This is a genomic window from Enterovibrio gelatinilyticus (assembly GCF_028683095.1).
Lineage (GTDB): Bacteria > Pseudomonadota > Gammaproteobacteria > Enterobacterales > Vibrionaceae > Enterovibrio > Enterovibrio gelatinilyticus.
Genome location: NZ_JAJUBC010000004.1, coordinates 134,506 through 149,391, shown reverse-complemented (window position 1 = coordinate 149,391; position 14,886 = coordinate 134,506). Strand labels below are relative to the sequence as shown.

General features: G+C 45.8%; 12 protein-coding genes. 5 read left to right on the top strand and 7 right to left on the bottom strand.

Features of this window, described 5'->3' with window-relative positions:
* Window positions 1-104: 104 nt before the first annotated feature.
* The 6 genes from LRP50_RS05090 to LRP50_RS05065 form a co-directional block, all read right to left on the bottom strand.
* A complete protein-coding gene (locus LRP50_RS05090) occupies window positions 105-845 on the bottom strand; it encodes a DsbA family protein (protein WP_274163402.1) in 741 nt (246 codons plus the stop codon).
* A 17-nt stretch (window positions 846-862) separates the two neighbouring features.
* The gene (locus LRP50_RS05085) at window positions 863-1,402 is read right to left on the bottom strand and encodes a protein disulfide oxidoreductase (RefSeq protein WP_274163401.1); all 540 of its coding nucleotides are present in this window, start codon (window positions 1,400-1,402) and stop codon (window positions 863-865) included.
* On the bottom strand, window positions 1,395-3,506 hold the full coding sequence (locus tag LRP50_RS05080) for a protein-disulfide reductase DsbD family protein (RefSeq protein WP_274163400.1): 2,112 nt from the start codon (window positions 3,504-3,506) through the stop codon (window positions 1,395-1,397). Before LRP50_RS05080 ends, LRP50_RS05085 begins: the two co-directional genes overlap by 8 nt.
* A gap of 620 nt (window positions 3,507-4,126) precedes the next feature.
* On the bottom strand, window positions 4,127-5,023 hold the full coding sequence (secF, locus tag LRP50_RS05075) for a protein translocase subunit SecF (RefSeq protein ID WP_274163399.1): 897 nt from the start codon (window positions 5,021-5,023) through the stop codon (window positions 4,127-4,129).
* Window positions 5,024-5,025: 2 nt separating this feature from the next.
* Window positions 5,026-6,840 (bottom strand): protein translocase subunit SecD, encoded by a 1,815-nt coding sequence (secD, locus tag LRP50_RS05070; protein ID WP_274163511.1) that lies wholly within the window; start codon window positions 6,838-6,840, stop codon window positions 5,026-5,028.
* A gap of 159 nt (window positions 6,841-6,999) precedes the next feature.
* Complete coding sequence (locus tag LRP50_RS05065) at window positions 7,000-7,476, bottom strand: hypothetical protein (RefSeq protein ID WP_274163398.1); 477 nt, start codon at window positions 7,474-7,476, stop codon at window positions 7,000-7,002.
* A gap of 228 nt (window positions 7,477-7,704) precedes the next feature.
* Here LRP50_RS05065 and ligA point away from each other — a divergent pair, with 228 nt between their 5' ends.
* From ligA to LRP50_RS05045, 4 genes are all read left to right on the top strand, one after another.
* Entirely contained in the window at window positions 7,705-9,717 is a 2,013-nt protein-coding gene (gene ligA / locus LRP50_RS05060) for an NAD-dependent DNA ligase LigA (protein ID WP_274163510.1), read from the top strand.
* A gap of 525 nt (window positions 9,718-10,242) precedes the next feature.
* Window positions 10,243-11,535 carry a porin gene (locus tag LRP50_RS05055; protein ID WP_274163397.1) on the top strand — a complete coding sequence of 431 codons (1,293 nt, stop codon included), beginning with the start codon at window positions 10,243-10,245 and terminating at the stop codon, window positions 11,533-11,535.
* A 196-nt stretch (window positions 11,536-11,731) separates the two neighbouring features.
* Window positions 11,732-11,929: a hypothetical protein gene (locus tag LRP50_RS05050; protein ID WP_274163396.1), complete on the top strand. Its 198-nt coding sequence runs from the start codon at window positions 11,732-11,734 to the stop codon at window positions 11,927-11,929.
* Between the two features lie 263 nt (window positions 11,930-12,192).
* Window positions 12,193-12,906, top strand: coding sequence for a YccT family protein (locus tag LRP50_RS05045; protein ID WP_274163395.1), 714 nt, complete (start codon window positions 12,193-12,195; stop codon window positions 12,904-12,906).
* An 81-nt stretch (window positions 12,907-12,987) separates the two neighbouring features.
* On the opposite strand, the gene LRP50_RS05040 is transcribed toward LRP50_RS05045, so the two are convergent.
* Window positions 12,988-13,182, bottom strand: coding sequence for a hypothetical protein (locus LRP50_RS05040; protein WP_274163394.1), 195 nt, complete (start codon window positions 13,180-13,182; stop codon window positions 12,988-12,990).
* A 245-nt stretch (window positions 13,183-13,427) separates the two neighbouring features.
* Between LRP50_RS05040 and gltX the strand changes: the two genes are divergently transcribed.
* Entirely contained in the window at window positions 13,428-14,849 is a 1,422-nt protein-coding gene (gene gltX, locus LRP50_RS05035; protein WP_274163393.1) for a glutamate--tRNA ligase, read from the top strand.
* The last annotated feature ends 37 nt before the right edge of the window (window positions 14,850-14,886 follow it).

The following is a 14,886-nucleotide window of genomic DNA, read 5'->3' as shown; positions in this document are numbered from 1 at the left end:
TATAGAGTAAGTGGCATCGCAACGTAGAGCTCTATCGGTTGGCGAGGATGTAGGATAAGTGAGAAGGAGGCCCTTCTCACTTATTGTTAAATAAAGCTAATTTATCAAGACTTGCTAAGTGCTGATTCAATAATAGGCGTCAACTTCTCGATTGGAACATACCCAGGAACAATCTGATCATCAATGATCATGGCTGGCGTACCTCTTAATCCCAATTCATTGAAAAGTTGGTAGTTCTTACTGGTCATGGCATCAGTGATGTCATCCGTTTTTAGCTGTGCCTTGGTCCCAGTTTTGTCAGCAATGCGAGAAAGGGAGCGTCTGTCGTGGGTGCTAGGTTTAGCGATTAGCAGTTTGTGTGTCTCTAGGTATTTGTCTTTGTTTTGGTTCCAAACGTTTAATGCATACGTTGCGGAGTTAACGTCAGATAGTAGTGAGCCCATTTCTTTAAGAGGCACATAGATATTCACTACTTTTATCTGTGGGTAGGCTATGGCTAAGTCATGCAAAACCGGATCGAGCTTTTTGCAAAATGGGCAGTTGTAGTCAGTAAAGTTAATGATGGTCAATTTGGGCTCGGATGCGCCAAACTGAGTATGTCTTGGGTTGTTATAGAGGTACTCATGATTCGCAGCGAGTATGCTCTTGACGCCTTGTTGCTGCACCATGTACTGAGTCAGGCTCTGGTGCAAACCAGAAATGAGATCTGGGTTTTGTTCCAATAACGCAGTGATCGCATCTAATTGCTGTTGTTGCGCTTTATTCAATGGCGTATCAGACATTGCATTGAAGGACGTCAGGGTAGCGATCATCACCAAAAAAATCGAAAGTAGATTGTTTTTCATTTTGTACTCATCACTCATTAGGAAAACCACAGGCGAGCTAGCATACCCGGCGGTGTTGTAATGCCTGTTGTTATAGATTCAATCTTGCCATCTTTGATAATCACGATAGTGGGTGTTGCTTGAATCCCCCACGTTTGCCCTATGGCACCTTGCTCGTCGTTGACGGTATCAAACTGAAGATCATGGCTATCTAGATAGGCTTGGATTCGTCGGTTGCCGCCCGATGTCATCGCAATGGACACGACAGGGTAAGAACTAGAGAGCCAGTCGATAGTTGGCGTAACAAATTTGCAGGCTGGACACCAAGTCGCCCAAAAATATAGGACAACAGGCTCATCATGACTCAGGGTGACGAAGTCGATGGATTCGCCAGAGAGTGTGCTCATTGCTATGGTGGGTACTGCGTCTTTTGGCATATCTTGGGTTCGCCACCAATCTATCGCGAACGTCATCACACTGAAGAGAACGATCAAGGTCGCCAACTCTCTCAGCCACCACTTAGGGCTCTTCCACTTGCTTTTTGGCTTAGCTTCTTGCTGCGTATTGTTATCACTCATTGGGCACTCCTTGTGCTAGCGCGATGGCGTTGAGGACAGCATCTTTGGAAAGGACCACGGGTAGAGGGATCCCGCTGGGCGCATTGGGGCCATATACGATATTAAAGGGCACGCCATATCTACCGTGACTTTGCAGGTACTGGGTAACGGAATCGCTTGGAGCCGTCCAATCACCTTGCATTCGTACCATGTTTTCACCGTTAAGTGCGCTGTAAACCGGTTCTTGAAGCAGTACGCCAATCTTGTTTGCTTTACAGGTTATGCACCAGTCTGCGGTAACGTCGACAAACACAGTTTTACCATTGGCGACATGCTGTGATATGTGAGTGGAAGATAGCTTTTCCCATTGATGATCTGACGGTAACGGCGTTGCCCACGTTGACGCGGTTATGCTTGCGGTCACTAAACCAACAACCAGCAAAACAACGGCCAGTGCACTGGCGATAACCGTAATTTTACGTCCATAAACCGACGATGTTCGCCATAACAAGATCACCAAACCCATGAGTAGGAGCGTTGCTACCACTCCGAATGACAAGTGACTTTTCAAAAGGGTAGCTAGCCAGGTGCTTGTTGCTAGCATCATGATGCCAAACACCACTTTCACTGTGTTCATCCAGCGGCCGGGTTTAGGTAAGCGTTGTGCAATAGCAGGAATAGTGGCGACGAGTAGCCACGGCAATGCCATTCCAACTGCTAATGCGGTAAAAATGACAAACAACATGAGGTAGTTGGTTGTGAGTGCAAACGCCACTGCTGTACCAAGGAAAGGAGCTGAGCAGGGTGTTGCAAGCAGTGTCGCGAACATACCTTGGGTAAAATGCCCAACGTAAGAATTGTCTCCCTTGCTCGCTAACCACGTTGTGGCGCTCGCAGGCAGGCGAATTTCAAACAGCCCTAACATATTGGCTGCGAACAAGGCAGTGATTGCCATCATCACGCCAATAAACACTGGGCTTTGGAACTGAATGCCCCAGCCAAATGCACTGCCTGTGAGTTTTAGTGCGCCTAACAGCGCCGCAATTAACCAAAAAGAAAACAAAATGCCCAACGCAGAAGCAATGAACTGGCGTCGTATTTGTGTTTTTTGTAATCCTTGAGCTGAAACCACGCTACTCAATTTCATGCCGATAACGGGCAACACGCACGGCATGATGTTCAGAATCAACCCGCCTAAGAGTGCGAAGAGGATGGCTGAAGCAAGTGATGTGCTCGATGCTTTTGTCACTAGCCCTTTTTCAACGACGGATGTGTGCTCGGCGACAAAATCTTGGTCAAGGAACGTGATATTTAACGTTTCTTTTTCGAGTTCTGGCGTACCCATCCAACTGCTTGCCTCAAACGTCGCATTCACAGTGTTACCCGTGACGCGAACGTGAGGCACAGAGAATATAGTATCAGTGACAGCTTCTGATGAACCATCAATGAGGATATCCGGCTTGTTCCATCCGGTTGTTTTCTGAGCAGAGACATTGAGTTTCTGAGCATTCTCGTCCCACACGACGGAAATACTTTGGATCAGTGGTGAGGGCTTTGGAACATGGCTCATGCCTTGCGCAAAAAGATGTAGGGCGTTTGGGTCAGCTATGAGTGCCGAAGGACTGACGGTTAAATCAATGGGGTAGTCTGTTAGAACACACACCGTTGTGCATGATGATATCGTGAGCGTTCCCTTGATTGTCACTGGCTTGCTGATGTCTTTCGCCGTGAATGTCAAAGGGAAAACTGCGTGGTTTTTGTATCCGAGTGTATTAATACCCAATAAATCAAAGCGCTGAGGGGCAGGCCAGTACCATGCGATGTCTTTGATGTTCTCTGATTCTTGCCAATTAAAGCTTGGTGCAATGCCACCTTCACCAGGTGTTCGCCAATAGGTTTTCCAGTCATCGTTCAATTGGACTTCTAAGAAGCCATCAAACGTATTGGCATTATGGTTTGCGGTGCCCGTTAACACTATACGGGTGCTAAGTGGAGGGTGATTAGGGTTAGTTAGCCAGCCTGTTGACGGGCTTTCTGCATAAGCTGTCATGACAGCAGATAGCGCGATGGTAATACTCACGATAAGCAATGTTAACAGGCGTGAGAATGTCTTTAGAACGTGCATGTATATATTCCTAGAAAATAAAACAAATATAAAAACGTCTGGCGAGTGCCAGTGTTTGATGTGTTTATTCTCTAAAAACGCAAAACGTGAGGTGTAATCGCCGGGTTGGAGGGATGGGCTCTGTGATCTTTGGAACAAGGGTAGATGTCGATAACAGCCAAGCGATGATGGCGAAAGCCAGCACCCACATGGTCAATGTGGCTGATTCCCAAGAAGGCGATGACAATTGAAGTAAGTTTTCAGATAGCTGGCAATTGTCGGCCAATGTTGAGGGGGCTTCGTTGGAGTTTAACGAGAGGCTTTGATTTGAATCCGTGGTGTTGCTAATACTACAGGCATTGAAGACGCCCGCGTTTTGCGACAAACATACAAACACCACCCACCATACAAAGGTAAGTGCCCACTGCGCGCGTGTAATGGGTTTGATTTGTCGCAACATGTGAAAACTTTAAGCTCTCGATTATTGATATATGTATTGAACACGGTTTGACGCCGATAGGGAATGTTTGTTCAGTGTTTTTTTATAAAAAAATCTAAATCCAGAAAGCGGCGTGCGGGAAGTGCAGTCAGGCCCAAGAGATTGTGCCTGACTGGGGGTTTTATTTGGTCGAGATTAGTCTCTACGGCGCATCAGACACTGGCGCGGGAGCGTAGTGTTGAGGGCCAAGATGTGTCAATTCTGGAATGATGGTGGCGATGGTCATGGTGGACCAAGTACCCGCAACAATACCGATGAACATGGTGATGGAGAATCCGTACAACGGTTCTCCCCCAAGCAACCAAAGCGACCCGACCGAAATCAGTGTCGTGCCCGACGTGATTAAGGTGCGCGACAAGGTAGAAACGATGGCGCGGTTGTTCAATTCAGCTATCGGCAAACTCACGTTGGCTTTTAACAGCTCGCGGATGCGATCTGAAATGATGATGGAGTCATTGAGTGAGTAACCTAATACCGCTAGCAACGCCGCCAACACGGTGAGGTTAAACTCCATTCCCGTGATAGAAAAGAATCCTAGCAGCAAGACCACGTCGTGAACCAAGGCCAGCAATGCACCTGACGCTAGTCGCCATTCAAAACGCATACTCAAATAGCCAAGAATAACTAGCAGCGTAATCAATACCGCTAACCCGCCTTGCTCTGCCAGCTCTTGCCCCACTTGTGGGCCAACCAAGCTGACGTTAAGCATTTCTACATTGTCAGAAAAAACACTGAGTAGCGTTTTAATCTCTGGTTGATCGCTTAGCGTCTCAGGTGCGGCATAGCGAAGTACCCACTGACCCGGGTCACCTGCTTCTACCACTGAAACCGGTTGATTCAGTGCGGTTTCTAAGTGGGATTGGATCTCTTTTGCTGACAGTGTTTTATCCAGCCTGACTTCGCTGATCATACCGCCAGTGAAATCGAGGCCGTAGTTCAGGCCTTTTGTGGCGAGTGTGAAAATAGAAATCAGCATCACTACACAAGAGATCACGCTGCCCGCATGGCGCCATTTGGTCATATTTTTCATTGTCATCATGGTTATACCCTCACATCACGGCGCGCATCTTTACCCCAAAATAGGTTAATCACCGCGCGAGAAGCGAAAATACCTGTGAACATGCTGGTCAATAGACCTAGCCCTAGAGTGAGGGCGAAGCCCTGAATCGGACCATTACCGATTGCGTACAAGGTCGCGGCGGAAATTAGCGTGGTGATGTTTGAGTCCAAAATGGTCGCAAACGCACTGCTAAAGCCAAGATCGATAGATTGCGCGAAGCTTCGTCCTTCCCGCATTTTTTCTTTTATTCGTTCGAAGATAAGTACGTTGGTATCAACCGCCATACCGATGGTGAGCACGAGTCCTGCAATACCCGGAAGTGTGAGAACCGCGCCTGGCAGTAAGGCGATGAGACCCAGTAACATCACCATGTTGATGAGCAGGGCGAGGTTTGCCACCCAACCCAGTTTGCGATACCACACCGCCATGAACAGCAAGGTCAAACCCATGCCGAGCGCCAGTGCCGCGAAACCATTTTGAATGTTTTCAGCACCCAAAGAAGGGCCGATAGTTCGCTCTTCAACAATGGTGACAGGCGCAGTCAGTGAGCCTGCGCGAAGCAACAGCGCTAAATCTTGCGCTTCATCAAGTTGGCCTACACCCGTAATGCGGAAGCGGTTACCCAGCTGAGATTGAATCGTTGCAATGCTGATGATGGTGTTGGTTTGCTTGACATTGCCTTTGCTGTCGCGGCTGTATTCGCTATACGCCGTGCCCATCGGGTCGCCAATGTGTTTCGCCGAGTAGTCAGACATCATTTTGCCGCCAGAGGCATCCAGTGAAATGTTCACTTCTGGTGTGCCCATTTCGCCCATTCCTGCTCGTGCATCCACAATGTGTTCGCCAGAAAGAATCGGTTTGCGGCTCACATAAACAGGTGCACCTTTGTCATCAGGGATCATCATTGAGCCCGGCGTGGGTGACGTTTTTACTTCATAGAACGCCAAACTTGCTGTTGCGCCGATAACATTTTTTGCCGCAGCTGGGTCTTGAACGCCCGGTAATTCAATGCGAATACGGTGTTCACCTTGACGTTGAACGGCAGCTTCAGTGATTCCCAATTCTTCGATACGGCTGCGCATGGTTTGCAGGTTTTGCTGAACCGTCAGGTTAGTCAGGGTTTGTTTTTCTGCCTCTTTAAGACTTACGGACAAACCCAAATTACCTTCACCTTGCACATTCCATTGCGGGTATTGCTCACGAAGGTATTGTCGAATGGCACTTTGCGCCTCGTTAGACGGCGCATTAACCACGAAACCATCGGCGTTTGATTGATGAACACGCAAGCCACGAATGCGGTTTTCGCGGGCAAAGGTTTTGACGGATTCTGCCGCTTGATCGGCGTGGGAGCGGAATACCTGCTGCATATCTACATCCAGCAAGAACTGCACACCGCCTCGTAGATCTAGCCCAAGCTTGATTGGCTTAAAGCCCATTTCAAGCAACCAACTTGGGGCTGCTGGTACCATACCTAGCGTGACAATGTCTTCTTTGTTCGAAAACTCCGTCAGGATACTTTTGGTTTTGTTCTGATCAGCGGCATCTTGCAGAACAACAGTTGTGCTGTTGCCTTTCTGGTCAATGCGTTTTACATCGACACTGTGAGCATCCAATTGGTGTTTCAGCGTGACAGGGGCGGTGCCATTGTCTTTATGCTTGATGAAAACAGCCGCCTCTTCACCAAACCAAGAAGGGAGGGCGCTGAGAAGCATAATAATGATGGTCGTAATAAGGACGACGTATTTCCATGCTGGATAATGATTCAGCACGGTCTTTCGTTTTGGTTTTAACTGCATAGCAATCGTCTCACTGGCAAGTGGCCAGCAACTTTGTCTTTTACCAATCAGATTGGTATTCATTCATGACACGTAAAGACCCTCCACATGCGATAAGTTCGCGCGAGGCATGGTGTTTAAACGTGCAAAAGCGGTGAGCGAGACGCTCAATGTTATGAATTAAGACGAAGTGTCAGCTTGGCTGATAAACCGATAGAGCAGATTGGATTCCTTCCATCCTGATATACGGTGCAAAGAAGACGGAGGGCCTTTTAATGTCCAATCATGCCAGTGACGCGAAGAAACGTGCACGTGTTGCAATCGTGATGGAATGCTTGAGGGTTCAAAATCGAAGACGAGTTCGTAGTTAGGCTCTGAATTGTGCAATCGCTCGGGTAGAAAAGAGCCGTTTCGAAGCGTGGAAGCTAAATCTGGGGCGATGGATTTTGCGGGAGCACGATGTTCGGGGTGAACGTCGTTTTGTGAATCAGAACTGTCTTGCTGGTGATAAGTCGCAGGAGATAGAACGACGATCGAAAAATCTGCAGCGGCTGTTTGTTGTTCAAAAGGTGTTGATGCACCAGCGGAAAAACAGACGAGCAGCAAACTGAGCAAAACGCCCAATAGACTTCGTTGTTTATTCCAAGAACTGCACATACAAGGACTCACCCATAAATTCGGTTTCATATTACTGGCGAGGACAGCTTTCAACAAGCAATGAATGCGGCTTTGAGCAGAATATTGTGATGAGTGAATCTCGGTCATCAACGATGAATTTCGACACGGCTTGACTGCAACGAACGTAAGCTTGAGGTTATACTACCGCCTTATTCTATTTATCCTTTACTCGTCGATTGAGTGAAGAAGACTGACTGGGCTGAATTGATGACCTCGGATATCCAACAACAATTGCAAGCGCTGAAAGAGCAGCTTAATTATCATGGCCACCTTTACTACGTAGAAGACAAACCAGAGCTTCCTGATGCAGAGTATGACCGTTTGATGCAGCAATTGCTGGCGATAGAGTCAGAGCATCCTGAATTGGCTTCTGCAGATTCTCCAAGTCAACGCGTGGGTGGAAAGCCATTAAGTGCGTTTGTCCAAGTTCGTCACGAAATTCCGATGCTGTCGCTCGACAATGCGTTCGACGATGACGAACTGAAAGCGTTTGAAAAACGCATGAAAGACAGATTGAATAACGCAGCAGATTTTACCTATAGCTGTGAGCCAAAATTGGATGGACTTGCCGTTAGCTTGATGTACGAAAATGGCATTCTTGTTCAAGCGGCGACTCGTGGTGATGGCGCAACCGGCGAGAATATTACTCACAATGCTCGCACCATTCGCAACGTACCATTACAGCTTCAAGGCTCAGGTTGGCCTGCGCGTTTAGAAGTGCGCGGCGAAGTGTTTATGCTCAAAGATGGCTTCGATAAGCTGAATGAGAAAAACCTAAAAAAAGGTGAAAAAGCCTTCGCAAACCCGCGAAATGCCGCGGCTGGCAGCCTTCGCCAACTCGACCCTAAAATTACCGCAACCCGTCCTCTTCGCTTCTATGCCTACTCTGTTGGTGTTATGTCTGAAGCGTTTGGTGATTCTCACATTGGCCGATTAGAACAACTTCGTCAGTGGGGTATTCCACTGAGTCCAGAAGTGAAAAAAGTGAACGGCCTAGAAAATGTGATTGCTTACTACCAAGATATCATGGAGCGTCGCAACGCGCTGCCTTACGAAATCGACGGTGTCGTGATCAAAGTCGATGCCATTGCGACGCAAGACCAATTGGGCTTTGTTGCTCGTGCGCCGCGTTGGGCCATTGCGTATAAATTCCCCGCTCAAGAAGAAATCACAACGCTACTGGATGTCGAGTTCCAAGTGGGGCGAACGGGCGCAATCACTCCTGTCGCCAAACTTGACCCTGTCTTCGTCGGAGGTGTCACGGTATCTAATGCCACGCTGCATAACGCGGATGAAATTGCCCGTTTAGGCGTGAAAATTGGCGATACCGTGATTATTCGCCGTGCTGGTGATGTTATTCCTCAAATCGTAAACGTTGTTGAGAGCAGAAGACCTGAGGATGCAAAAGACGTTGTGTTCCCTGCGGCTTGTCCTGTGTGTCATTCACACGTTGAACGCATTGAAGGCGAAGCGGTGGCGCGTTGTTCGGGTGGTTTGATTTGTCGCGCGCAACGTAAAGAAGCCATCAAACACTTTTCATCACGTAAAGCGTTAGATGTAGACGGTTTGGGTGACAAGATTGTTGAGCAACTGATTGATAAAGAGCTAGTCCAAGCCCCTGCGGATTTGTTTAAGTTGTCAGCGGGTAAAATCACCATGCTAGAGCGCATGGGGCCAAAATCCGCACAGAACTTGGTGGACTCGCTTAATAAAGCAAAAGAAACCACGTTGCCACGCTTTATCTACTCTTTGGGTATTCGTGAAGTGGGTGAAGCGACGGCGGCTAACTTAGCGAACCATTTCTTCACGCTTGAAGCGATTCGAGAAGCTACTGAGGACAAGCTCATCGAGGTGCAAGATGTTGGTGTCATCGTTGCTAAGCATGTGTCGTCGTTCTTCAGCGAAGAGCGTAACAAAGAAGCGATCGATGCATTGCTAGAAGCTGGTATTCACTGGCCTGAAATTGCAGCCCGTGATGAAAGTGTATCGCTCGCTTTAGAGGGCAAAGTGGTTGTGTTAACCGGCACGCTTTCTCAGATGTCTCGCTCTGATGCCAAGGCGGCTCTTCAGGCTCTAGGTGCAAAAGTAACAGGAAGTGTGTCTGCTAAGACTGACCTTCTGATTGCAGGTGAGGCCGCAGGTTCAAAACTCACCAAGGCACAAGAATTAGGCATCGATATACTTGATGAAGATGGAATGATGGCGCTAATTTTAAGCTAATTAAACCATTCATAGATGAGATAAAACGCCAGCGTATGCTGGCGTTTTTTTATGTGTTAGAAATCACTTGCGATCCAGATCTAATAATTTACGAAGAGAATTATGGTGTAAATTTGACTAATTATTGAATGTTTTTCGGTAAAGATTATATGTGATCCTGATCGCTGTGTTTTTATAATCAATAATTTTCTCACTATTGACTGTAATGCAACTCATTGAAAATAATAAATTTATATTTCTACGTTCATGTTTTTATATAAATAAGAGATCATGATCACGAACTGGTGGGGAACTTTGCACCTAGTCATATTTTTTTAATAACAAATAAAGTTCTCGTTGATGTTTTTTTTGGGGGAAGTAGTCTGGGACACATCGGTTGAGGGAGAGTTCAATCGGTTTCTAAAAATCTAAAGTGGCAAGGTTTATGTCGTTTTAGAAATGCAAATAATCTGATCATTGCTTTCGGCGGCCAACCTTTAAAGCAGTGAGATGGCATTTAGATATCCCTTTTAGGAGTTATTTTCCATGGAAAAACGTTCAACCATGTTCAAAGTTTCTGCTTTGACTGCTGCGATCCTAGGTGTTGTAGCTATGCCAGCACAAGCTGCTACGGGCAGTGCTGCAGGTGACCAATATGTTGAGAAGCTGAATGAGTTTCTTGAAGGTGCATCTCTGTCTACAGTTGTAGTTTCTGATACTCGTATCCGTCAAACTGACACTGGTGATGGTTTCAACGCTGCATTTAATTACAGCGATTGGAACGTTGGTGTAAATTTCGCTTCTGGTTTAACTAGTGGTGATACAGGTGTGGGCCTTGATTTAGGTGGTTACCTTAGTGGTACGCTTTATGACCAAACTGGTAACTGTTCTGAAATCGTATTGTGTGACGGCTGGGGTTCTCAAGAGACTGCTGGTACGTTCAAAGCAACCAAAGTAGCGCTTAAGTTCAATAACGGCACTGTTCGTGGTGATGTTGGTCTAACACAAATGGGTGTAGGTACCATCGGTAACGTTTGGTCTTTCGTCCCTGGTACTTATCGCGGCGGTAAAGCATTTGTTGATCTAAGTGGTTGGACACTAGGTTATGGCTTTGCTGACCAGCATACTGCTTCTTGGTGGGAAACTGTAGAGAGAACCCCTCAAGGTAAACAAGCATTTGATTTCTTGCACTCAGTTGGTTTAGTTGGCGCAGTAAGTGATGTGTCTGTTGATCTAGGTGTTGGTCAAGCAAACCTAACTAACGGTGGCTCTGATGATTCTTCAACTTCTTACACTGCTAAGTTTAACTACGCAGCAGATGGTTGGAGCCTGGGTTACGGCATCTACGCTGTAAATGACAAATCTACTTATGATGGCCTAGGTGCTCACCACGGTATTCAGTTCGCAATGCCATTGGGTGATGTGAAGTGGGATTCTCAAGTACGTTACACTCACACCAAAAACTCAGCTGAGTTCTCTCCTCGTACAGTTCGCGCCTATGGTTCGAACAACGGTACTTGGCAGCAGTGGTGGGATGCACTTTCAGATTGGAACCAAGACAGCCAGATCGCTTGGTATAACCGCTTCAACTTTGACCTAGGTGATGGTTGGTTTGCTTACGCTGGTGTAGCACTTTCTGACATCAGTGAAGAGAAAGTTGCTTGGGATGCTGAGTATGCAGTTAATGGTACTATCGGCTATTCAGTACCAAATGGTGCTCTGAAAGGCTCAACGATTCGATTCCACGCAACTCACCTTGAGCGTGACATGAGCGACAATTCTGATTGGGCTCGTCAAGACTTCCGTCTGCAAGTTATCGTTCCTTATAACTTTCTGTAAGTAATACGGATAGTAACAGCCCTCGCCTATGCGAGGGCTTTTTTGTGGGTTTTTGTCAGCAATTTTGACACATTGAAGATAACATCAATTAATCAATTGATTTGGATAAAGAAAAAGTCATCTTATTTTTGTCACAAAAAAAACAACCTGTTCTATTCTCAAATTGCGAGCAATATCACGCAATAGGAGAAATGATATGCGCATATTAAAAACAATTGTGATGTTAACGGTGGTTGTGGCTTCAGGTATGGGTGTCGCTCAGGCAAGTGGAACCCAAGCTGGACCAACACTTTGGGAAAGGACTTGTATCATTAATGGGGAACCAACTGTGATGCCACCTATTTTGTGCAAAGGTCGCGGTGGAGAGGTTCCTGAGCAATACCAGAATGAATAATTAATTTGGTTGAGTGTCGAAGCCCTGACTCTATTGTCAGGGCTTTTTATTTTGTATCAAGAGACTGAATTAGCGTTTTACATAGAAAATGTCATTGATACATATTGGACAAAATTATGTTTGTTTATGCTTAAACTAACAGGGCTTGCCATATAATTTGTCATATGGACTGATGTGAATATCCCCTTCTGAATTTTGATACATATGTAGTAGTATTGACTGCAGCATTTTTTAAAGTGTTTTCGTTTTTCATGGAGGGCAGTATGAAACAGGTTTTGAAAACAATACTCGTAGTTGGAGCTTTAGTGCCATTTTTTGCTAGTGCAGCAGTTAATGTGAAGCTTCATAAAGATGTAGAGGCAATAATTGTTAACGGTGAAGAGTTACCTATGTCCGTGATGGGGCAGAGTCAATTCTCTATGGAAAATGGAACCAATCAATTGGTTATCCGTCTTTCAAAGTTGATTGCTACTGGTTCAGAGTTCGAGAAATTCAAATCAGACCCTTTAGTTGTTACGTTTGTCTCCGAAAACACAGATATCTTGATTGAGTCTGCACGCCAAATTGATCGAGAATCCCAAGTAAAAGATTTTAAACAATCACCTTCTTTTTCTTTGACTGACCAGTCGGGAAATACCGTTTCTTCTCAACAAAACATTCTTCCCCATAGTCCTGGTTTTTTGAGGGATTACGAAAAAGAGCTTGCAAAATTTAATGAAAAGCAAGGAATTGTCCTAGGAATATCTTCGCAGACAGCGCCTATCGTTTTGCTTACTCCTGAGGGAAAAGTATCAGAAATTGCTCAGAAGCCGGTTGAATCCATGCCTGTTGTGCCACAAAAGCAAGTGTTGACTCAGCCTGTTCAAAATATGTCCTCTGAAAATTCTATCATTTTGCTTCAGGCAGATTTTCTACGTATGAGTCCTGAACAGCAGAGCCAGTTCCTACAGTGGGCAGTAAAGAACGTACGTTCTTGATTGTTTGAGCGTATTTGCTTGTTGCTATTAAAAAGAACGCTCTAGGGCGTTCTTTTGCGTTTTGTCGTTTGACGCTGAGCGCTATAGGACAATTCTCCCATCGCTGTCGTTGTATCGACAAAGCAGTAATGGAACTTCATTTTTAGAGCCATCGCTATATTCGCAAGTAACGAGCGGGCCAGCCTGCGTTGCTGCTGATGCACCACTAGCTGATGCAGATAAGCTAGTTGCTGAAGTAAAGCCAAATACAGCGATACCAAGTAGTAGTTTTTTCATCAGAATCTCCCTGACTTTTTGTGATTTGAGTCAAGATAATCTTAGGAGTGATTTGAAATTCTCGTAAATAAATAAGATATGAATCTTTTTTTGATATTAACTTGTTGTTTAACACTTCTAAGTTTGCAGCGTCGTACCTCTCTATAAAGTCTAACGTTGTCCAAGCGTGAGACTCCGCTTACAATAGCGCCCACACGGAGCTCTCTCCGCATCACTCAAATTTTGCCAAACGTAATAGGATTAACATGAAGGTTAAAACACGTTTTGCACCAAGCCCAACAGGCTTCTTGCATGTAGGCGGTGCTCGCACTGCACTTTATTCATGGCTTTACGCTAAACACACTGGCGGAGAGTTTGTCCTTCGTATTGAAGACACTGATATTGAACGTTCTACTCAAGAAGCAATTGATGCGATCATTGAGGGAATGCAGTGGCTAGGTCTGGATTGGGATGAAGGGCCGTACTACCAAACCAAGCGCTTTGACCGCTATAACGAAGTTGTTGATCAATTACTTGCAGAAGGTAAAGCGTACAAATGTTATGCGCCAAAAGAACTTCTCGACGAGATCCGCGAAGAGCAGATGGCCGCAGGTACTAAGCCACGATACGATGCAAATCACCCACGTGTGATAGCTGCAAATGCAGAAGCAACAGAAAGTTCTCCTTTCTGTATTCGTTTCAGTAACCCTAAAGAAGGGACTGTGGTTTTTGACGATAAAATTCGTGGCCGCATCGAAATTGCAAACAGCGAATTGGATGATCTGATTATTCGTCGTACCGATGGTAGTCCAACGTATAACTTCTGTGTTGTTATCGATGATTGGGATATGGGCATCACTCAGGTAGTTCGTGGTGAAGATCATATCAACAACACGCCTCGTCAAATCAATATCTATAAAGCAATTGGCGCAGCTGTTCCTGAGTTTGCCCATTGTTCAATGATTTTGGGAGATGATGGCGCGAAACTTTCAAAACGCCATGGTGCAGTGAGCGTTATGCAATATCGTGATGAAGGTTACTTGCCACAAGCGTTATTGAACTATTTAGTGCGTTTGGGTTGGTCACATGGCGATCAAGAAATCTTCTCTTTGGAAGAAATGATTAACCTATTTAGCCTTGAATCAGTGAGTAAATCAGCATCTGCATTTAACACTGACAAGCTGCTTTGGTTGAACAACCACTATATCAAGACGGCAGAACCTGAGTACGTTGCAAAATATTTGCAATGGCACCTTGATCAACAATCTATCGATACAGCCAATGGCCCAGCAATTACAGATGTGATTAAGTTGGTGGGCGAGCGTTGCAACACTTTGATTGAGTTGGCAGAGCAAAGCCGTTACTTCTATCAAGACTTTGAAGAATTCGAAGCGGGTGCTGCGAAGAAACACCTTCGCCCTGTTGCCAAGGAAGCGCTTGAGTTAGCGTTGACTAAAGTGAATGCAGTTGATGATTGGACGGTGGATAACCTTCATTCTGTTATTGCTGATACCTGCACGGAACTTGACCTTGGTATGGGTAAAGTCGGCATGCCACTTCGTGTTGCAGTGACAGGCCAAGGTCAGTCACCATCGGTTGATGCTGTTATGAACCTGATTGGTAAGCCTCGCGTTATATCTCGTATTGAACAAGCGTTAGCTTTCATTGCTCAACGTGAAGCGCAATAAGCCAAGAATCTTCTTTTAAAGAGCTTAAGCTAACAGA

Bases quoted from the DNA above. Each gene is read 5' to 3' on its own strand.
- LRP50_RS05050 (WP_274163396.1), top strand. From the start codon at position 11,732: ATGCGCATATTAAAAACAATTGTGATGTTAACGGTGGTTGTGGCTTCA.
- LRP50_RS05040 (WP_274163394.1), bottom strand. From the start codon at position 13,182: ATGAAAAAACTACTACTTGGTATCGCTGTATTTGGCTTTACTTCAGCA.
- secF (WP_274163399.1), bottom strand. From the start codon at position 5,023: ATGATGACAATGAAAAATATGACCAAATGGCGCCATGCGGGCAGCGTG.
- LRP50_RS05065 (WP_274163398.1), bottom strand. From the start codon at position 7,476: ATGTGCAGTTCTTGGAATAAACAACGAAGTCTATTGGGCGTTTTGCTC.
- LRP50_RS05090 (WP_274163402.1), bottom strand. From the start codon at position 845: ATGAAAAACAATCTACTTTCGATTTTTTTGGTGATGATCGCTACCCTG.
- LRP50_RS05080 (WP_274163400.1), bottom strand. From the start codon at position 3,506: ATGCACGTTCTAAAGACATTCTCACGCCTGTTAACATTGCTTATCGTG.
- LRP50_RS05085 (WP_274163401.1), bottom strand. From the start codon at position 1,402: ATGAGTGATAACAATACGCAGCAAGAAGCTAAGCCAAAAAGCAAGTGG.
- ligA (WP_274163510.1), top strand. From the start codon at position 7,705: ATGACCTCGGATATCCAACAACAATTGCAAGCGCTGAAAGAGCAGCTT.
- secD (WP_274163511.1), bottom strand. From the start codon at position 6,840: ATGCAGTTAAAACCAAAACGAAAGACCGTGCTGAATCATTATCCAGCA.
- gltX (WP_274163393.1), top strand. From the start codon at position 13,428: ATGAAGGTTAAAACACGTTTTGCACCAAGCCCAACAGGCTTCTTGCAT.
- LRP50_RS05055 (WP_274163397.1), top strand. From the start codon at position 10,243: ATGGAAAAACGTTCAACCATGTTCAAAGTTTCTGCTTTGACTGCTGCG.
- LRP50_RS05045 (WP_274163395.1), top strand. From the start codon at position 12,193: ATGAAACAGGTTTTGAAAACAATACTCGTAGTTGGAGCTTTAGTGCCA.